The sequence below is a fragment of the Actinomyces sp. 594 genome, from assembly GCF_019325145.1.
GTDB lineage: Bacteria > Actinomycetota > Actinomycetes > Actinomycetales > Actinomycetaceae > Actinomyces.
Window position 1 is genome coordinate 1 of the sequence record NZ_PIZC01000045.1, and the last position, 17,807, is coordinate 17,807.

The following is a 17,807-nucleotide window of genomic DNA, read 5'->3' on the forward strand; positions in this document are numbered from 1 at the left end:
CTGGCGGCGGCGAGCGTCGGGGCCGACGCGCGTGGCGCGGCTGGGCGCGCCACGCCGACCCGTCCCGCTGACGCCGCCCGCCGCCGGGCCGGGCTGCCGCAGTGGCTCAGCCGCGCAGCGGCTGCCGCTCGTCGATGTCCAAGTGGCGGGTCGGGATCGCCGGGTCGCCCTCGCTCAGGCGCCAGCCCTCATAGGGCAGCTCGGCACGCGCCACCTGGTGGCGTTCGGCCGCAGCCGTCAGCGCCTCCGGACCGCGGTGCTCCTCCACGATGACGCCGTCGCGTACCAGGTCTACTTGCAGCGGCCGCGCGCCGGCCGCCTCCAGGGCGGCCAGGCCGGAGGCCTCAGAGCGGGCCGAGACGATCAGCTCCTCGGTGGCCGAGCCTGCGGCGTTGAGTACCCGCCCGGCCCACTTGCGCCCTCCCACCGTCGACTTGCCGCCGGCGGAGAACTTGGCGACCTCCTGCATCTGCCCGTCACTGCCGGCGCGCTCGACCAGCTTGTACACCAGGGCTGCCGTGGGCCGCCCCGAGCCGGTCACCAGCTTGGTGCCCACGCCGTAGGAATCCACCGGCGCGGCGCCCAGGGCCGCGATCGCGTACTCGTCCAGGTCGCTGGTGACGGTGATGCGCGTCGTCGTCGCCCCCAGGCCGTCCAGCTGGGCGCGTACCTTGAAGGCCTCTGCCACCAGGTCCCCGGAGTCAAGGCGCACCGCGCCCAGCTCGCCTCCGGCAGCCCGGGCGGCGGCAACCGCGCGGGCCACGCCGCGCTCGATGTCGTAGGTGTCCACCAGGATGGTGGTGCCCGGGCCGAGGCTGGCCACCTGGGAGGCGAAGGCCTCCTCCTCGGTATCGTGCAGCAGGGTGAACGAGTGCGCAGAGGTGCCCACGGCCGGGATCCTGTAGCGCATGGCCGCCTCCAGGTCACTGGTGCCGACGAAGCCGCCCACGACGGCGGCGCGGGCGGCCGCCACCGCGGCGCGCTCGTGCGCGCGCCTTGCGCCGAACTCCACGCAGGGGCGCCCATGGGCGGCGATGGTCATGCGCGAGGCCGCTGCGGCCACCGCGCAGTCGTAGTTGTAGATGGAAAGGGCCAGCGTCTCCAGGATGCAGGCCTCGGCGAAGGTTCCCTCCACGGTCAGCAGCGGGGAGCCGGAGAAGTAGCACTCGCCCTCCGCGTATCCCCGGATCGTCCCGGAGAACTTGTACATGCGCAGGTAGTCGAGAGTGGCGTCGTCGACGATGCCGGCCGAGTGCAGGTAGTCGATCTGCGCATCGGTAAAGGTGAAGGCCTCAATGGCGTCCAGCAGCCGCCCCGTGCCCGCGACCACTCCGAAGCGACGTGAGGCGGGCAGGTTGCGGCCGAACAGCTCGAACACGCTGGTGCGCTCGGCGACGCCGGCGTGCAGGGCCGCCTGCAGCATGGTCAGCTCGTACATGTCGGTAAGCAGGGCGGTGCTGGGTGCGTCCGGGGTGGGGACATCCCGCAGATTGGCTGTCATGACACAAACTTATCGCAGGATGACCGGCTGCGGAACGAGCCCGTCCTCACAGGCCGCCGCGACTAGGGTGGAGGCATGCAGTCCGCAGAACCCGTCCATGCCGCCCCCGCCCCGGGGGCGGAGGCGCTGGCGGACGCCCGCACCGCCCCCGGGCGGCTGTGGTGCACCGTGGTCCACGACGACCCCGTTAACACGATGGACTACGTCACCTGGGTGTTCCACACGTATTTCGGCCTCTCGATCCCGGTGGCGCGCCTGCGCATGCTGGAGGTGCACACCACCGGCAGGGCCGTCGTATCCCGCGGTGCCCGTGAACGCATGGAGGTCGACGCCACTGCTATGCACTCCTACGGTCTGCACGCCACCATCGAGCCGCTCCCCGCCGGTGGCGAGGGAGCCGTCGGCGGGGGAAGCGGCCCGGCCGCGGGAGGCGCCTGATGCACGCCTTCCACCCTGACCCGCAGGGCTGGACCAGCGTGCTGGAGGCCTGGGAGCGGGAGTACCTGGCCGGTCTGTTCAAGCAGATCGCCGACCTGCTCGCCGCGGACACCCCGGCACCAGGCGGGGCCGGTGCCGCGGAAGCGGCCCCATCCGGGCCGGTTTCAGAGGGGCCCGAGTCGCACGCCACCGGCGTCCGGGCGGGTGAGACCCCGCGCGACGGGGACGTGCTGGCCGCACTCGACTTCGATCCCCTGCCCGACGATGCCTCCCGCGGGCGCACCGCCGGAGGGGTTCCCGCCACCCTGGCTCCACTGCTGGACGTGCTCCTGCCCGACGCCTCAGAGGACCCGGAGGTCGCCGTCGAGGTCTCCTCCCTGACCCGGGACCGGCTGCGGGAGGACAAGCGCTCTCGCCTTGAGGAAGTGGTATGGGAGCTGCTTGAGCCCACCGGGGCCGGTGGGGCAGTGCTCGTGCGCGCCGGCCAGGAGGGCCGCTGGCTGGGGGCCCTGAACGACGCCCGCCTGGTACTGGCCGAGCGCCTGCAAATCGATTCCCCCGAGGCGGGCGAGCGCGTGCATGCCGCGGCCTGGGAAGACGCCCCCGTCGGCGAGGGGGAGACGGAGCGCTGGAATCGGGCTATGGCGCTGTCCTACGACATGCTTTCCTGGTGGCAGGAATCACTGGTGGCCGTGCTATTGAATGGGGATGGGGCCGCATAGTCTCGGCGCTGTGAATGATGCGGCCATCGGGATGTTCGACTCCGGCGTCGGCGGCTTGACCGTGGCCCGCGCGGTGATCGACCAGCTTCCCGGTGAGCAGGTGCTGTACATCGGGGACACCGCCAATACCCCGTACGGGCCGCGCCCGGTGCAGGAGGTGCGCCGCCTGGCCCTGAGCATCATGGACGAGCTGGTCGACTCAGGCGTGAAAATGCTGGTGATCGCCTGTAACACGGCTTCCGCCGCCGTTCTGCACGATGCCCGCAGCCGCTACACGCGCGGCAAGGGCGTGCCCGTCGTGGAGGTCATCCACCCGGCCGCCCGCGCCGCCGCCCGCGTCACGCGTAACGGCCGAGTCGGGCTGATCGCCACCCAGGGCACCGTGGACTCCAATGCCTATGCCGATGCGCTGGCCGCCGTGCCCGGCGTGCACCTGTTCTCCCAGGCGTGCCCACGCTTCGTGGAGCTGGCCGAGCGCGGTATCACCACCGGCCCGGAGGTCATGGCCACGGCCGAGGAGTACCTCGCCCCCGTCAAGCGGGCGGGCGTAGACACCCTCATCCTGGGGTGCACCCACTACCCGCTGCTGGCCGGCCCTATCTCCTACGTCATGGGGGAGGACGTCACCTTGGTGACCTCCAGTCAGGAGACCGCCAAGGACGTCTACCGCGAGCTCGCTCGCCGGAACCTGCTACGCGCCCCCGACGCGCCGGCGCCCCGGCACGAGTTCCGCGCCACCGGCGATCCCGCCTCCTTCTCCGTGTTGGCGCGCCGCTTCCTAGGGCCCGAGGTCGGCCGTGTCCACCACGCCGAGATCGGCCCCGGCGCCCCGTCACCAGACGCCCCGTCACCAGACCCCGCCCCCGTCCCCAATTCGAGCGAGGATCCCGCATGAGACTCACGATCATCGGCTGTACCGGATCCATGTCAGGTCCTGAGGCCGCGGCCTCCTCCTATCTGGTGCAGGCCGACGACGCATCTGGTCGCACCTGGTCGGTCGTGCTCGACCTCGGCCCCGGCTCAATGGGGCAGCTGCTGCGCTACCTGGACCCGGCTGAACTGGACGCCATCGTCATCTCCCACTGCCACGCCGACCACATGGTGGACCTGGTGGGTATGCACGTGTTCCGGCGCTGGAACCCCTCCGGACGGCTTGCGCCGGTGCTGACGCTCGGGCCGGCGCAGCTGCGGAGCCGGCTCAACGGCGTCGACGGCACTTCGGAGCAGGAGACCTACGCGACTGAATTCGCCTTCCGCACGGCGTCGGCGGGTCAGAGCCTGCAGGTCGGGCCGCTGACTATCACCCCCTTCCCGGCGCTGCACCCGGTGGATGCCTTCGGCTACCGGGTGGAGGGCCCCGGCCGAGTCGGCGATCGCGTCAGCCTGGCCTTCACGGGCGACACGGACTTGTGCGACGGCATCGAGGCGATGGCCGACGGCGTCGACCTGCTGCTGTCCGAGGCGGCCTTCCTAGAGGGGCGCGACGCCGTGCGCGGCATCCACCTGACCGGTCGGCGGGCCGGACAGCTTGCCGCGGGTACCTCGGGGCGGGGCGGGCGCCGTCCCGCAGGCCGGCTGGTGCTGACCCACATTCAGCCGTGGACGGACCCGGATGATCCGCTGCGTGAGGCCGCCGCTGTGTATGACGGCCCACTGGCCCGCGCCACCCCCGGCGCCTCCTGGGAGATCTGAGCGGTGCGGCAGGAGTCTTCACAGTCGGGAGCCGCCCCGGAAACGCGTCCCGGGGCCGGTCCCCAGCGAGACGCCGGGCGCGGGTCCGCCCCGATCAGCTACACGCCGCCGGTGCCTGACGGGCCGGATCGTCCCTGGACGCGTGGGCGCCGCACCCGCTGGTGGCTGGTGCTGCTGGCCGACACGATTTCGGTCGCACTGATCGCCTGTTTCGCCGCCGCCTCGGTACACGACCTGGCCCAAGTGCCCGGGCTGCTCGTTCGCGGAGCGGTCGCCGTCGTCGTCGCCTGGGCGGTCGCATGGCTGGTGCGTCGCCCCGACGACCACCTGGAGGTGGGCTGGCCCGACGGCGCCTGGGTAATCGGCCTGACCTGGGCGCTGTGGGCGGGCCTCTACGCGTGGGGCGGGGCGTGGGGGGCTATCCCCGGAGCCGGTGGAACAGTGTCGTTCGCGGTGATGCTGGCCGCGTTCCTGGTGGTCTTCTGCGGCGGCTGGCGCAGCCTGTACGGCTACGTCAAGGCGCACGACTCGTTGGTTCCCAAGGGCGTGCAGCGGCGCCTTGACGCCCAATCCCGCCGAGACCGGCACTTGTAACACACCGAGACCGGCACTTGTAACACGCCGAGACCGGCACTTGTTACGTGCTGAGGTCGGTTGACGTGACCGGTGTCAATCGCCGGCGATCTCTCGCAGTGCGGCGACGTGATCCTCGAACGCCTTCAAGCCGCGCGGGGTGAGCGACACCCAAACCACATCCATCGCCCGAATTACACCGTAGTCGCGGTGGCGGCGGATGTAGTCCGCATCCTCCAGTGCCTTGAGCTGCTTGGACAGACTGGCGTCGGACAGGCCAACGGCGTCACGCAGCGCGGAGAACTTCATCTCGGTTCCGGTCCACACTAGGGCGCCGTCGTTCACGGCCCCGACTGACTTGAGCGTTGCGCAGATCCGCAGACGATTGATCGGGTGGATGACGGGGTCAAGCACGGCTGCCCTCCGGCCAGACCACGACGACGCAGTACCAGGCGTGAACCGTAGCGAGCAGAGCGAACACGACGGCGAGCACCGGATGTATGGATAGCCCCCGTAAGACGGCGCCCGCAACCAGCGCCCACACGAATAAGCTGTTTCGCCTCCACCACTGCCGATCGGTGCCGATGAGGTCGTCTCGGGTACGGACCCCGGGGCGGAGAAGCTGGTTCCGCAGCAGTACATGTATGAGCACGAGTGCGGCGACACCTCCGAGCAGCACCCAGTGCTGCTCGGTTAGTAGCGCACCAACCGTGCTGCCGAAGGCAATTGCGAACAGCGCGACCGCCCAGGTGGCGGGATGCCATTGTGCGGCCTCCTGCTCGGTGGCGGCGACATCGTGTAGGCGGCTGCGTGCCTCGTTAGGGGACACGGATGACGGTGGGGACGAGGACACGACTACACCTTCCTTTCTTGTGTGGAAAGTATGAGGTTTTCCGTAGCGGAAAGCAAGGGTTGGTGTCGGTGGAGTGGCGTGTCCGGTTTGGGGGTGTGGTGGATGTTTGGTGGAGGTCGCTTGGGCGGTGCTGACGTGGCCCGGCGTCCCGGCGGGCGCGACGTGGGGGTGTGAGCACGATGAACCACGGTGGATCGAGAGCGACGGTTCGTCATGTTCGGGTAGGCGGTCTGCTACCCGCTGCGACGGTTTGTGAGGTGGGCGCACGAACCGTCGTCGTTCATGCCGAGCCGTAGGTGGTACCTGGCGAACCGTCAGCCGACTGTGCGAGCCGTTCCCCGTGACGCCGCACCCTGAGGCCGTCCCTTAATGGCCTGCGCGTCACAGCCGTCCGGCGCCGCACGACACCAGAACCAACCACCACACCCACAAACTAGAAGAGCGGGTTGAAGCTCGTGTACTGGCGCGCATCTTCTACCGATCTCGGCACGTAACGTCTACCGACCTCGGCGGGCTAGGTGAGCAGGTCCCGCAGGGCGGGGGCCAGAGCGCGCAGGGCCTGGCCGCGGTGGGAGATGGCGTTCTTCTCCGCCGAGCTCATCTGCGCCGTCGTCCGCCCGGAACCGCCCGGGGCGTCCTCCTGGACCGGCACGAAGATCGGGTCGTAGCCGAAGCCGCCGGCGCCAACCGGCGCGTGCAGCAGCCGCCCAACCATGGAGCGCTCCACCACGGTCACTGATTCCGACTCGCCGTCCCGGCTCGGCACCACCAGTACCGCGGCACAGGTGAAGCGCGCCGTGCGGTGCGGGTCGGCGACGTCGGCGAGCTGCCCCAGCAGCAGCCGCAGGTTGCCCTCGTCATCGCCGTGGCGGCCCGACCAGCGGGCCGAGAAGATGCCCGGCGTGCCGCCCAGCACGTCCACACACAGCCCGGAGTCGTCGGCAACCGCCGGCAGCCCGGTGGCCTGCGCCAGGGCGCGCGCCTTGAGGGTGGCGTTGTCGGCGAAGGTCAGCCCGTCCTCCACCGGCTCGGGGGCGCCGAGCCCGGCCGAGGAGATGATCTGCTCGGCCGTAAGCCCGTCCACCAGCGGTGTCAGGATTGCGCGCAGCTCGGCCAACTTGCCGGGATTGTGGCTAGCCAGCACCAGCCGGGCACCTTCAGGCACAGTGACCGCAACTTCGGCCGACGCCGTCGTGGCGCCGCGCTGCTCGGACTGCGCTACCACCGTCAGCCCTCCTCGACGTCGGCCGCCGGGCCGGTCCCGGCGGAGGACTGCACGGCCTGGTCGGAGGTGGAGACGGTAAAGGGAACATCGTCGGGCCCGGCCAGCACGCGGGCCTGCAGTGCGGCCAGCTCGGCGTTGCCCTTGGTGGCCAGGTCGAGCAGGGTGCCGAGCTCGGCGCGGTCGAAGGGGGCGTGCTCAGCGGTTCCCTGCACCTCGATGAAGGCGCCGGCGCCGGTCTGGACCACATTCATGTCGGTCTGGGCGCGCACGTCCTCCTCATAGGGCAGGTCGAGGCAGGGGAGGCCGTCGATAATCCCTACGGACACCGCCGACACCGAGTCGGCGATGACCCGCTTGCCGGCGCGGGGCTTGACGTAGCCGCGGCGGGTGCCCCAGGCGACGGCGTCGGCCAGCGCCACGTAGGCGCCGGTGACGGCGGCGGTGCGGGTGCCGCCGTCGGCCTGCAGCACGTCGCAGTCCAGGGTGATCGTGTTCTCGCCCAGCGCGGCCACGTCCACCACGCCGCGCAGGGAGCGGCCGATCAGCCGTGAGATCTCGTGCGTGCGGCCGCCGATCTTGCCGCGCACGGACTCACGCCCGGAGCGCTCGGAGCCGGCGCGCGGCAGCATCGCGTACTCGGCCGTCACCCAGCCCTCGCCGCCGCCCTTGCGCCAGCGCGGCACGCCCTCGACGAACGAGGCGACGCACAGCACGCGCGTGCGGCCGAACTCGACGAGGACCGAGCCTTCGCCGTTGACCTGCCAGTTGCGGGTGATGGAGACGGGGCGCAGCTCGCTGGGGGAGCGGCCGTCCTTACGGGTCTTGGTGTCAGTCACGCGGATCAGGTTACCCGGATGCGTGCGGCCCCTGAGTCGGCGGGTCCCGTTGCGAACGTGGCATTGCGCGGCGCCGTAACTGGGCTGGTCTGCCGCGCCCGGGCGGCAGCGCCCGGTGGTGCGCGAGAAGGGACTCGAACCCTCACGCCCGAAGGCACCAGAACCTAAATCTGGGGCGTCTACCAATTCCGCCACTCGCGCTCGCGGCCGCGCCTGGCCGAACGTGCCAGCACCGTGCGGTGCCAGCCGGAGCGTTCGGTTGCCGGCCGGGCACAGCCTAGCAGTGGCCGGGGGCTGCGTGGGACGTGGGCCCGCCGGGGCGCCGACGACCTCCGCCCCCGCTCCCACGACCGGTGGTACTGCTACGCGGCAGCGGTGAGGTGTGGCGCTGGAACGCGGCGCGACCTACAGTTTTGGTATGGCGCTAAACAATTCCTCTCGCACAACCGACCGACTGCCCGCCATTCCCGATCCCGTCCTTCAGGCGCTGGCCGACGCCGACGCCCCCTTCGACCTGGCTGCCGCCGTGCCCGAGCCGCAGGACGCGCCCGTCCTGCGCTGGGGAATCCTCGGTGCGGGCGGCATCGCCTCCACCTTCGCCACCGACGTGCCTGCTTTCTCCTCGGGGCGGATCGTCGCCGTCGGCAGCCGCGACCGGGCCCGCGCACAGGCATTCATCGATGCCCACCCCGACGCCGGCAAGGGACAGCCGGTGCGCGCGCACGGCTCCTACGAGGCACTCGTCGGTGACCCGGAGGTGGACGCCGTATACGTCGCGACCCCGCACAACTTCCACTGCGAGCAGGCGCTGCTGGCGCTGGAGGCGGGCAAGCCGGTGCTGGTGGAGAAGTCATTTGCCCGCAATGCCGCCGAGGCGCGCCGGGTCTTCGACGCCGCCCGGGCTACGGGGCTGTTCGTCATGGAGGCCATGTGGACGCGCTTCCTGCCCGGGCAGGTGCTGCTGCGGGCACTGGCTGGCAGTGGCGCGCTGGGGGAGCTGCGTTACGTGCGCGCCGAGCACCTCCAGTCCCTGGAACACGTCGAGCGGTTGAACCGGCCCGAACTGGCCGGCGGCGCCCTGCTTGACCTGGGCGTGTACTCGGTCAGCTTCGTGCACTCGCTCCTGGGCGCGCCGACGTCGTTGAGCGCTGCCGGGAGGCTGTCCGCGGACGGCGTCGACCTGGATGAGGCGGTCTCCATGACCTACCCGCGCGCGCTGGCGGTGGCGACCTCAAGCATGTCCGCCGCCTCCGAGACCGGCGGCGAGGTGGTCGGCACCCGCGGCCGGGTGGTGCTGCCGACGCAGTTCTACCGGCCCACGCGCCTGGAAATCGTCCTGGGAGGGAGCCGCGGGGCGCCGCGCTTCGAGTGGGACGCCACCGTGCCCGGCGGCTTCCAGTTCCAGGCCGCCGAGGTCGCCCGCTGCATAGCGGCGGGCAGAACCGAGTCGGGGACCATGCCGTGGAGCGAGACGCTCGCGGTACTGGAGACCATGGATGAGGCGCGCCGTCAGCTCGGCGTGACCTACCCCGGGGAGTAGTCGCCGGTCGCTGCGCGCTTAGGCGTCCAGGCCGAGTTCGCGGCGCAGGCGGTCGACGTGGCCGGTGGCGCGCACGTTGTAGCGGGCCAGGGCGACGTCGCCGTCGGTGCCTACCACCACGGTGGAGCGGATCGGGCCGGTGGTGGTGCGCCCGTAGTTCTTCTTCTCTCCCCACGCGCCCCAGGCCTCCATGACGGTGTGCTCGGGATCGGAAAGGAGCGGGAAGGGCAGGGACTGCTTCTCGGCGAAGCGCGCCTGTGCGGCGGGCGGGTCAGGGGAGATGCCGACGACGGCGTAGCCGGCGCTGCGCCAACCGTCCAACGAGTCGCGGAAGTCGCAGGCCTCCTTGGTGCAGCCGGCGGTTCCGGCCCTGGGGTAGAAGTAGACGACGACGCCGCGTTCGGCGCCGGCGCGCAGGGTTGCCAGGGAGACCGGGCTGCCGGATTGGTCGGGGAGAGTGAAGTCGGGGGCGGTGTCGCCTACGGAAAGCTGTGGCACGGCGTCCTCCTGTTGTCTGCGGAGTTAGTGGTGACTGCGCAAATGTAGTCCGTCGCCGGCGCGGCGGGCATGACGAGGGCCGCCACCGCGGTGTTTGCGGTGGCGGCCCAAGCGTGTTCAAGGCGTATCCGACGGCGTCCGAGGCCTTGCGCCGAGTCGAACGCCGCCGGTCGTTTAGACCGGTCTGGCTGTGTCACGAGTGCCGGTCTTGGCACGTGATTGGTGCCGGTTTGGGTGCGTAAGTAGTGCCGGTTTCGCGGTTTTGGCGCCGACGATTACGGCGGCGCGAGACCCGCTCAGGCGGCGGGCGCGAGGGCGGCTTGCGCTGCGCGTACGCGCTCAAGCGCGCGCTCCAGGCGCGAGGGCGAGCTGGCGGCGCTCAGCGATTCCAGCTCGGCGCGGGCGGCGGCGAGCTCGCGCACCGCGGCGTCGTGACCGGTGCTAGAGGTGACTAGGTGCATCATGTCTTCCTTCCCTTCATGGCCCAGGTGGGCCCCTCTGTGCCGGGCGGAGCGCAGGCGCTCCCTGCAACCCGGCGTGGTGCTGTGGGTCTGCTCAGGCGCACCGAGGCTGCGCGTCTATGCAACGCCCCACGGCTTCGCCATGCCCGGCAGGAGGGTGGGCCGGCGCACACAGCGCACGGTGTCCGCTCACTTCGAGACCTGGAAGTGACTAGTCCCGCCTGGCTACGCAGGGGCAACAACAGATGCGGCGGGAGGTATTCCCCCGTGGCAATTACTGGTCTGTATGCCCGGCCGGATCGCCGCGGTGGCGGGAACAGTGCTCACCGAATCCGGTACCGTGCCGCAGCCACGTGCTGCTCCGCGTGGTACCCCCTCAGGGACTCGAACCCTGGACACCCTGATTAAGAGTCAGGTGCTCTAACCAACTGAGCTAAGGAGGCCTGGCCGTTCAGGCGCTTCCGCCTGGCGACGAGTAGGACTCTACGCGCCGAAGCCCCCGGCGTCCAATCGGAAGGCCTGAAAATGCCATTGTGTGCGCGATGTCTCAGTGCTCGCCCGGCTGGTGCGCCGCGCCGGCAACGGGGGAGAGGGCCGCCGCGAAGCGGTCGGTGGCAGTGATCAGCGCCGACAGCGTCTCCGGCTCGGCGAAGGAGTGTCCCGCCGTCGGCGAGATGTGCAGCTGCGCCTGGGGCCAGGCCCGGTGCAGCGCCCAGGCCGTGCCCATCGGGCAGACGACGTCGTAGCGTCCCTGGACAATGACTCCCGGAATACCGTGCTCGGCCAAAACGCGCGCGTCGGCGATCAGCTGTCCGTCGTCCAGCCAGCCGCGGTGGTGGAAGAAGTGGTTCTCGATGCGCGCGAAGGTGATGGCGAAGGCCGGGTCCTGCACCTCGTCGATGTAGGCCTGGTCGCGCAGCAGCGTGGAGGTGGCCGCCTCCCAAGTGGTCCAGGCGCGGGCGGCCGGGCCGTGCACCGCCGGGTCCGGATTGGTCAGCAACTCGTGGTAGCGGTCGATGAAACCGCCCGGGGCGACGCCCTCGCCGGCGGCCGCCACGTACGCCTCCCATTCGTCGGGCCAGATCATGTCCGCGCCGGCGCCCTCGTAGAACCAGTCCAGCTCGCGCTTGCGCAGCGTGAAGATGCCGCGTAGCACCAGCGCCAGGACGCGGCTCGGGTGTCGCTCGGCGTAGGCCAGTGCCAGCGTGGAGCCCCAGGACCCGCCGAACACCAGCCAGGCATCCACGCCCAGGTGCTCGCGCAGTCGCTCCATGTCCGCCACCAGGTGCCAGGTGGTGTTGGTGCTCAGGTCCGCCTCGGGCTCCCAGGCGTGCGGCAGGGAGCGGCCGCAGCCGCGCTGGTCGAACAGGATTATCCGGCAGCGCCCCGGGTCGAAGCAGCGCCGGTGCTCGGGGGAGCAGCCGCCGCCCGGGCCGCCGTGCACGAATACCGCGGGGATCCCGTCTGGGTTGCCGCAGGCCTCCCAGTAGATGCTTTGCCCATCACCGACGTCGAGCATGCCCGAGTCGTAGGGCTCGATGGGTGGGTAGAAGGAGCGACGCCGGCCGGGGGTGGATTCATGCATGAGCGCATTGTGCTGGATCGTGGGCGCGAGTGGGCCGCACGGGCCGTGGGCGGGCGGTACCGTAGACATGTGAACGCCCCGATCGTGACTCTTGCGACCTCAGCCGACTATGCGGACCTCGATGACGACGACCGCGGGCTGCCCGACGCGCTGCGCGAGCGCGGCATCGAGCCCCGGATCGCGGTGTGGAACGACCCGGACGTGAACTGGGACAACGCCGGCGTGGTGGTGCTGCGCTCCGTGCGCGATTACGCCAAGAACCGCAACTACGCCGACTTCCTCGCCTGGGCGCACTCGATTAAGCGGCTGATCAACCACGCCGACGTCGTCGACTGGAACTCCGACAAGCACTACCTGACGCGCATGGCGGAGCTCGGCGTCCCCATGATCCCCACCACCTGGCTGGAGCCGGCAGCCGGCTACTCCAAGCACCAGGTGCACACCCGCTTCCCCGCGCACGGCGACTTCGTGGTCAAGCCCGCCATCTCCTCCGGCGGCCGTGGCACCGGCCGCTACACCGCCACCGACGCCAAGTCCCGCGCCGACGCCATCAACGACACCATGCACCACCTCGGTCGCGGCCGCAGCGTCATGGTGCAGCGCTACCTGGAGGAGGTCGACCGCAAGGGGGAGCTGTCCCTGGTCTACTTCAACGGAGTGCTGTCCCACGCGGTGGAGAAGGCCCCCATGCTGCACCCCTCGTTCCGCTCGGTGGATGAGGTGCACGAGGAGATTGTCACCGCCCGCGAGCCCAGCGAGCAGGAGTGGCTGTGGGGTGAGAAGGTCCGCAAGGCCATCCACACCATCATCAAGGAGCGCTCGGGCCGGGACATGCAGCTGCTGTTCAACCGGGTAGACGTCGTCGGCGACGGCCAGGGCGGGTTCTACCTGATGGAGGTCTCCCTCATCGACGCCGGCCTCTACCTCGGCTCCGCCCCCGCCGCCCTGGACAACTTCGCCGACGCCATTGCCCAACGCGTCTTCTGGTGAACCCGCGGCCACTTGTGCGGCGGGCACGCGGTTCCCCTCAGGGGTGAATCAGGGGCTCCTCCTGCGCAAGGATGAGGCCGCCCCGGCGGGCGTCGGGTAGACAGGAGCCATGCGCACACTGCTCAACATCATCTGGGTGGTCTTCGGCGGCTTCTGGCTGTGGTTGGAGTACATGTTCTTCGGGGTCATCGCCTGCCTGCTGATTGTGACGATCCCCGCCGGCATCGCCTCCTTCCGTATCGCCTCCTACGCCCTGTGGCCCTTCGGCCGGCAGGTGGTGGAAATGCCGCAGGCGGGTGTGATGAGCGGCCTGTCCAATGTGATCTGGTTCCTGGCGGCCGGGCTCTGGCTCGCCATCGGCCACATCACCACCGCGGCCGCGCAGGCGGTCACCATCGTCGGCATTCCGCTGGCCGTCGCCAACCTGAAGATGATCCCGGTGACCTGCTTCCCCTTCGGCAAGCAGATCGTGCCCGGCCGCGGCATCATCTGAGCCGCCGGTATTGCCGCCTCTCAGCTCTGCGGGCCGACACGCAGCAGGTGGACGACGGCGGCCTCGGCCCGGTCGCATTCGTCCAGGTCCACCAGGGCCGTCAGCCGCCAGTCGTGGTCGCCCGCCGAGTCCTCCAGGATCTGGGTGGCCAGCCACACGCGCCGCCCCGAGCCGGCCAGCGCCTCGCGCAGCCGTTCCGACACCCCGGCCGCCGCCAGAGCCGCATCATCCGGCGCCTCATCCAGTGGTGCCAGCGCCACGGCCCGGGCGGGGGTGTCCGTGCTGATCCAGTCGTACTCGTCCCAGTAGCGTCCCAGTGCCTCGTCCCAGCGGTCCTCGCCCCAACCGGAGGCGGCGTCCAGCCGTCCCAGGCCCTCGACGTCGTCGCGAGCCATGAGCTCCACCCGGCGGAACATCTCCCGACGTACCGCCACCCGGAAGGCGTGCAGGTTGCGGGTGAAGGGCAGCTTGCCGTCGGCGTCGGCACCGAAGGCCCGTTCCGTCCCCGCGGCCTGATCGGCGCGATCCGGCTGTAGCAGCGCCGCACCCTCCTGTGCATTGCCGGACTGGGCGGCACCCAGCGCCTCCCACTCGTCCAGCAGGGAGGAGTCCACGGCGCGCACCAGGTCGCCCAGCCAGTCGGTCAGCTGCTCCACCTCCTCGGTGCGGTGCTCTTCGGGCACCACCTGCCGCAGCGCCCGGTAGGCGTCGGTCAGGTAGCGCAGCACCACGCCCTCGCTGCGCCCCAGGTCGTACCGGGAGATCAGGTCGGAGAAGGTCATGGCGCTCTCCACCATGTCCCGCACCACGCACTTCGGGCTGAGCTCGTACTCCGCCGCCCACGGGTTGGACTGCTTGTACATCTCCAGCGCCGGAGCCAGCAGGTCCGCCAGCGGCTGCGGCCAGGTGATGTCCTCCAGGGCCGCCATGCGCTCGTCGTAGTCCATGCCCTCGGCCTTCATGGCAGCGACCGCCTCGCCTCGGGCCTGCCGCTGCTGGGCGTACAGCAGTGGACGCGGATCGTCCAGGGTCGCCTCCACCACGGAGACCACGTCGAGCGTGTGCTCGGGGTCCTCCAGGTTCAACAGGTCCATGGCCGCCAGGGCGAACGGGGCCAGCGGCTGGTTCAGGGCGAACTCATCGGGCAGGTCCACGGCCAGGCGCAGTCGCGGGCGGCCGTCCGCGGCAGCCTGAGCGGAGGAGACGTGCTCCAGCACGCCGGCGGTACGCAGGGACAGGTAGATTTCGATCGCCCGGCGCACGTGCCTGCGCCGGGCCGCTTCCGGCTCGTGCACGCGCTCCAGCAGCTGCGCCATGGCCCGCACCGGGTCGCCGTCGCGCTCCATCAGGTTCAGCACCATGGTGGTGGTGACCTGGAACTGGCTGGTCAGCGTCTCCGGGGCGGCGTCGCGCAGCCGCTCGAAGGTCTTGTCCGTCCAGTTGACGCGCCCCTCGGGCGCCTGCTTGCGCACGATCCGGCGGCGCTTGCGCGGGTCGTCGCCCGCCTTGGCCAGGGCGCGCGCATTCTCGATGACGTGCTCGGGCGCCTGCACGATCACGTAGCCGCGGGTGTCGAAGCCGGCCCTGCCCGCGCGCCCGGCGATCTGGTGGAACTCCCGCGCCGTCAGGTGCCGCTCCTTGGCGCCGTCGAACTTGACCAGGCTGGTCAGCACCACCGAGCGGATGGGCACGTTGATGCCCACCCCCAGGGTGTCGGTGCCGCAGATGACCGAGAGCAGTCCGGTGCGGGCGAGGCGCTCCACCAGCCGACGGTAGCGGGGCAGCATGCCGGCGTGGTGCACGCCGATGCCCGAGCGCAGCAGCCGTGACAGGGTGCGCCCGAAGCCGGTCCCGAAGCGGAAGTCGCCGATCGCCGCCGCCAACTCATCCTTACGCTTCTTGGCGCCCAGGTCCACGCTCAGCAGCGCGGAGGCCCGCTCCACCGCCTCCTTCTGGGAGAAGTGCACCACGTAAACGGGCGCCTTGTCCTGCTCCACCAGCCGCTGCAGCAGATCACCGATCGGCTCGATCGCGTACTCCCACTCCAGCGGTACCGGCCGCACGGCGTCGTCGACGACGGCGACCTCCCGGCCCGTGCGCTCACGCAGGTCCCGCACGAAGAAGGACACGTCCCCCAGCGTGGCCGATAGCAGCACCATCTGCGCCTGCGGCAGCTCCAGCAGCGGCACCTGCCAGGCCCAGCCGCGCTGCGGGTCGGCGTAGTAGTGGAACTCGTCCATCACCACCGTGTCCACGTCCAGCGCCTCGCCCTCCCGCAGCGACTGGTTGGCCAGGATCTCCGCCGTGCAGCAGATGATGGGGGCGGCCGCGTTGATGGAGGTGTCGCCGGTGACCATGCCGACGTTGTCCGCCCCGAACAGGCCCACCAGCTCGAAGAACTTCTCACTGACCAGCGCCTTGAGCGGGGCCGTGTAGTAGGAGCGGCCGCCGCGCGCCAGGGAGGCGGTGTGCGCGGCCAGGGCGATCATGGACTTGCCCGAGCCGGTGGGAGTGGCGGCAATGACGTGCCGACCGGACAGGATCTGGCTCAGGGCCTCGTCCTGGTGCGGGTACAGCGGTCGCCCGGTGGACTCGGCCCACTCGGCGAAGGCCACATAAACCTCCTCCGGCTCCGGGACGCGCTCCGGGTCGTCGGCGGGGATGAGGGCGTCGAGCATGACGTTGAGCGCGGGCGCGGAGGTGGCGGGCATGGCGCCCATCGTTTCACATGCGCGTTGAACACCGCGGCGGTGCTGAGCCACCCGGGGAAGCGGAGTGGTCCGGAGCCCCGAGAAGTGGCAACGCGTATGAACATGCGGACGGTTGTCGGGCCGGTGCGGGGATTGTGCGATGATGCCGCGCGTTCCCGTATCCCCACGTGGAAGGCCGCTAGTTCATGGAAGCTCTCGCCGACAGCCTGCTTTCGATCGCCGACTGGATCACCGCGCACATCACCATGTGGGTGCTGGTCGGCACCGGGCTGTTCCTGACCATCCGCACCCGCGGCGTCCAGGTGCGCCACCTGCGGGACATGTTCCGGGCGGTGACCTCCTCGCGCACCGGCGCTCACGGCGGCATCTCCTCCTTCCAGGCCTTCGCCATCTCCCTGGCTGCCCGCGTGGGGGTGGGCAACATCTTCGGGGTGGCCGCCGCCCTGCTCATGGGCGGTCCCGGTGCCGTGTTCTGGATGTGGGTGGTGGCCCTGGTGGGCATGGCTACCGCATTCTTCGAGGCCACCCTCGCCCAGATCTTCAAGGTCCGTACCGACGACGGCTCCTTCCGCGGCGGTCCCGCCTACTACATGCGCGCCGGCGTGGGCAGCCCGGTGCTGGCCGGCGTCTACGCCGTCATCACCCTGGTCACCTGCGGCTTCATCATCACCTCCGTGCAGTCCAACGCGGTGGCCGGCACGCTCCTGGGCGCCATTGGCGACGACGGCGCCGCCATCGAGGGCTTCGGTGGTCTGTCCGCCGCCCAGCTGGTCATCGCCGCCCTGATCTTCGTATTCACCGCCATGGTCATCTTCGGTGGCATCCGCACCGTCGCCCGCGTGACCGAGTGGATGGCCCCGATCATGGCCGGTATCTACATCGTCCTGGTGTTCATCATCTGCCTGATGCACCTGGGCCGCTTCGTGGAGGTGCTCGGCCTGATCATCTCCTCCGCCTTCGCCCCCCAGCCGCTGGTCGGCGGCCTGGGCGGCGGCATCCTCGCCGCCGTCGTCAACGGCACCAAGCGCGGCCTGTTCTCCAACGAGGCCGGCCAGGGCACCGCCCCCAACGCGGCCGCCACCGCCACCGTCGCCCACCCGGTGCAGCAGGGCCTGATTCAGTCCCTGGGCGTGTTCATCGACACGATCGTGGTGTGCACCGCCACCGCCTTCGTCATCCTCATCGCCGGCCCCGAGGTCTGGGGCGCCGACGGCGCCAACCCCTCCACCCTGACCATCATGGCCGTCTCCCACGAGCTCGGCGGCTGGACCATCCTGCCCATCGCCGTCCTGATCTTCGTGCTCGCCTACTCCTCGATCATCGCCGCCTACGTCTACTCCGACACCAACATGTCCTTCCTGACCGGTGGCAAGACCTGGGCCACCTGGACGGTACGCGTGGTCTCCGTCGTCTCCGCCACCGCCGGCGCTGTGCTGTCGCTCGACGTCGTGTGGAACGCCGTCGACATCGCCATGGCCGTCATGACCGTCACCAACCTCGTCGCCCTCATCGCGCTGTCCAAGTGGGGTGTGGGTGCCCTGCGTGACTGGGAGAGCCAGCGCCGCGCCGGGGTTGAAGAGCCCGTCTTCGTTGGACACGACAACCCCCACCTGCCCGCCGACGTGCCCGGCGACGTCTGGAACTGACCGCCTACTGCCTCCCAGCCCGCCCCCTAGAGCCCCACCCGCA

General features: G+C 70.4%; 18 protein-coding genes and 2 tRNA genes. 9 read left to right on the forward strand and 11 right to left on the reverse strand.

Annotated features, from left to right (window positions below; genetic code table 11):
- Positions 1-106: 106 nt before the first annotated feature.
- On the reverse strand, positions 107-1,501 hold the full coding sequence (locus GZ998_RS07140) for a nicotinate phosphoribosyltransferase (RefSeq protein WP_219109454.1): 1,395 nt from the start codon (positions 1,499-1,501) through the stop codon (positions 107-109).
- 75 nt (positions 1,502-1,576) lie between these two features.
- Here GZ998_RS07140 and clpS point away from each other — a divergent pair, with 75 nt between their 5' ends.
- The 5 genes from clpS to GZ998_RS07165 all read left to right on the forward strand — a co-directional run bounded on the left by clpS (position 1,577) and on the right by GZ998_RS07165 (position 4,947).
- Complete coding sequence (clpS, locus tag GZ998_RS07145; RefSeq protein ID WP_219109455.1) at positions 1,577-1,939, forward strand: ATP-dependent Clp protease adapter ClpS; 363 nt, start codon at positions 1,577-1,579, stop codon at positions 1,937-1,939.
- Positions 1,939-2,661, forward strand: a complete 723-nt coding sequence (locus tag GZ998_RS07150) for a DUF2017 family protein (protein WP_219109456.1) — start codon at positions 1,939-1,941, stop codon at positions 2,659-2,661. Before clpS ends, GZ998_RS07150 begins: the two co-directional genes overlap by 1 nt.
- A gap of 31 nt (positions 2,662-2,692) precedes the next feature.
- Complete coding sequence (murI, locus tag GZ998_RS07155; protein ID WP_219109503.1) at positions 2,693-3,556, forward strand: glutamate racemase; 864 nt, start codon at positions 2,693-2,695, stop codon at positions 3,554-3,556.
- The gene (locus GZ998_RS07160) at positions 3,553-4,353 is read left to right on the forward strand and encodes an MBL fold metallo-hydrolase (protein WP_219109457.1); all 801 of its coding nucleotides are present in this window, start codon (positions 3,553-3,555) and stop codon (positions 4,351-4,353) included. The genes murI and GZ998_RS07160 overlap by 4 nt, the downstream gene beginning before the upstream one ends.
- A 111-nt stretch (positions 4,354-4,464) precedes the next feature.
- The gene (locus tag GZ998_RS07165; protein WP_308807181.1) at positions 4,465-4,947 is read left to right on the forward strand and encodes a DUF3054 domain-containing protein; all 483 of its coding nucleotides are present in this window, start codon (positions 4,465-4,467) and stop codon (positions 4,945-4,947) included.
- Positions 4,948-5,022: 75 nt separating this feature from the next.
- Here the strand turns inward: GZ998_RS07165 and GZ998_RS13385 are convergent, their stop codons facing one another.
- The 5 genes from GZ998_RS13385 to GZ998_RS07190 form a co-directional block, all read right to left on the reverse strand.
- Positions 5,023-5,340, reverse strand: coding sequence for a transcriptional regulator (locus GZ998_RS13385; protein ID WP_203233908.1), 318 nt, complete (start codon positions 5,338-5,340; stop codon positions 5,023-5,025).
- Positions 5,333-5,779 carry a hypothetical protein gene (locus tag GZ998_RS13390; RefSeq protein ID WP_202616180.1) on the reverse strand — a complete coding sequence of 149 codons (447 nt, stop codon included), beginning with the start codon at positions 5,777-5,779 and terminating at the stop codon, positions 5,333-5,335. Before GZ998_RS13390 ends, GZ998_RS13385 begins: the two co-directional genes overlap by 8 nt.
- 514 nt (positions 5,780-6,293) lie before the next feature.
- Positions 6,294-7,004 (reverse strand): RdgB/HAM1 family non-canonical purine NTP pyrophosphatase, encoded by a 711-nt coding sequence (gene rdgB / locus GZ998_RS07180; RefSeq protein ID WP_162678647.1) that lies wholly within the window; start codon positions 7,002-7,004, stop codon positions 6,294-6,296.
- Positions 7,005-7,006: 2 nt separating this feature from the next.
- Positions 7,007-7,840: a ribonuclease PH gene (gene rph, locus GZ998_RS07185; RefSeq protein WP_219109458.1), complete on the reverse strand. Its 834-nt coding sequence runs from the start codon at positions 7,838-7,840 to the stop codon at positions 7,007-7,009.
- 116 nt (positions 7,841-7,956) lie between these two features.
- Positions 7,957-8,041: transfer RNA gene (locus GZ998_RS07190), tRNA-Leu, on the reverse strand.
- Between the two features lie 217 nt (positions 8,042-8,258).
- Here GZ998_RS07190 and GZ998_RS07195 point away from each other — a divergent pair.
- On the forward strand, positions 8,259-9,380 hold the full coding sequence (locus tag GZ998_RS07195) for a Gfo/Idh/MocA family protein (RefSeq protein ID WP_162678649.1): 1,122 nt from the start codon (positions 8,259-8,261) through the stop codon (positions 9,378-9,380).
- An 18-nt stretch (positions 9,381-9,398) separates the two neighbouring features.
- Here the strand turns inward: GZ998_RS07195 and GZ998_RS07200 are convergent, their stop codons facing one another.
- From GZ998_RS07200 to pip, 4 genes are all read right to left on the reverse strand, one after another.
- Positions 9,399-9,878: a peroxiredoxin gene (locus tag GZ998_RS07200; RefSeq protein WP_161924487.1), complete on the reverse strand. Its 480-nt coding sequence runs from the start codon at positions 9,876-9,878 to the stop codon at positions 9,399-9,401.
- A 296-nt stretch (positions 9,879-10,174) separates the two neighbouring features.
- Positions 10,175-10,342 carry a hypothetical protein gene (locus GZ998_RS07205; protein WP_202616179.1) on the reverse strand — a complete coding sequence of 56 codons (168 nt, stop codon included), beginning with the start codon at positions 10,340-10,342 and terminating at the stop codon, positions 10,175-10,177.
- A 363-nt stretch (positions 10,343-10,705) separates the two neighbouring features.
- A tRNA-Lys gene (locus GZ998_RS07210) sits at positions 10,706-10,782 on the reverse strand.
- Positions 10,783-10,886: 104 nt separating this feature from the next.
- Positions 10,887-11,924 (reverse strand): prolyl aminopeptidase, encoded by a 1,038-nt coding sequence (gene pip, locus GZ998_RS07215; protein WP_219109459.1) that lies wholly within the window; start codon positions 11,922-11,924, stop codon positions 10,887-10,889.
- A gap of 69 nt (positions 11,925-11,993) precedes the next feature.
- Between pip and GZ998_RS07220 the strand changes: the two genes are divergently transcribed.
- Both GZ998_RS07220 and GZ998_RS07225 read left to right on the forward strand, forming a co-directional pair.
- On the forward strand, positions 11,994-12,914 hold the full coding sequence (locus tag GZ998_RS07220; protein ID WP_161924484.1) for a RimK family alpha-L-glutamate ligase: 921 nt from the start codon (positions 11,994-11,996) through the stop codon (positions 12,912-12,914).
- Positions 12,915-13,023: 109 nt separating this feature from the next.
- Positions 13,024-13,407, forward strand: a complete 384-nt coding sequence (locus GZ998_RS07225) for a YccF domain-containing protein (RefSeq protein ID WP_162678651.1) — start codon at positions 13,024-13,026, stop codon at positions 13,405-13,407.
- Between the two features lie 20 nt (positions 13,408-13,427).
- Here the strand turns inward: GZ998_RS07225 and GZ998_RS07230 are convergent, their stop codons facing one another.
- Positions 13,428-16,118 carry an RNA helicase gene (locus tag GZ998_RS07230; RefSeq protein WP_219109460.1) on the reverse strand — a complete coding sequence of 897 codons (2,691 nt, stop codon included), beginning with the start codon at positions 16,116-16,118 and terminating at the stop codon, positions 13,428-13,430.
- A gap of 185 nt (positions 16,119-16,303) precedes the next feature.
- On the opposite strand from GZ998_RS07230, the gene GZ998_RS07235 reads away from it, so the two are divergent.
- Positions 16,304-17,764: a sodium:alanine symporter family protein gene (locus GZ998_RS07235; RefSeq protein WP_219109461.1), complete on the forward strand. Its 1,461-nt coding sequence runs from the start codon at positions 16,304-16,306 to the stop codon at positions 17,762-17,764.
- Positions 17,765-17,807 lie beyond the last annotated feature (43 nt).

Coding starts and splice junctions, on each gene's coding strand:
- GZ998_RS07140 (WP_219109454.1), bottom strand. CDS start 1,501: ATGACAGCCAATCTGCGGGATGTCCCCACCCCGGACGCACCCAGCACC.
- clpS (WP_219109455.1), top strand. CDS start 1,577: ATGCAGTCCGCAGAACCCGTCCATGCCGCCCCCGCCCCGGGGGCGGAG.
- GZ998_RS07150 (WP_219109456.1), top strand. CDS start 1,939: ATGCACGCCTTCCACCCTGACCCGCAGGGCTGGACCAGCGTGCTGGAG.
- murI (WP_219109503.1), top strand. CDS start 2,693: ATGTTCGACTCCGGCGTCGGCGGCTTGACCGTGGCCCGCGCGGTGATC.
- GZ998_RS07160 (WP_219109457.1), top strand. CDS start 3,553: ATGAGACTCACGATCATCGGCTGTACCGGATCCATGTCAGGTCCTGAG.
- GZ998_RS07195 (WP_162678649.1), top strand. CDS start 8,259: ATGGCGCTAAACAATTCCTCTCGCACAACCGACCGACTGCCCGCCATT.
- GZ998_RS07205 (WP_202616179.1), bottom strand. CDS start 10,342: ATGATGCACCTAGTCACCTCTAGCACCGGTCACGACGCCGCGGTGCGC.
- pip (WP_219109459.1), bottom strand. CDS start 11,924: ATGCATGAATCCACCCCCGGCCGGCGTCGCTCCTTCTACCCACCCATC.
- GZ998_RS07225 (WP_162678651.1), top strand. CDS start 13,024: ATGCGCACACTGCTCAACATCATCTGGGTGGTCTTCGGCGGCTTCTGG.
- GZ998_RS07230 (WP_219109460.1), bottom strand. CDS start 16,118: ATGCCCGCCACCTCCGCGCCCGCGCTCAACGTCATGCTCGACGCCCTC.
- GZ998_RS07235 (WP_219109461.1), top strand. CDS start 16,304: ATGGAAGCTCTCGCCGACAGCCTGCTTTCGATCGCCGACTGGATCACC.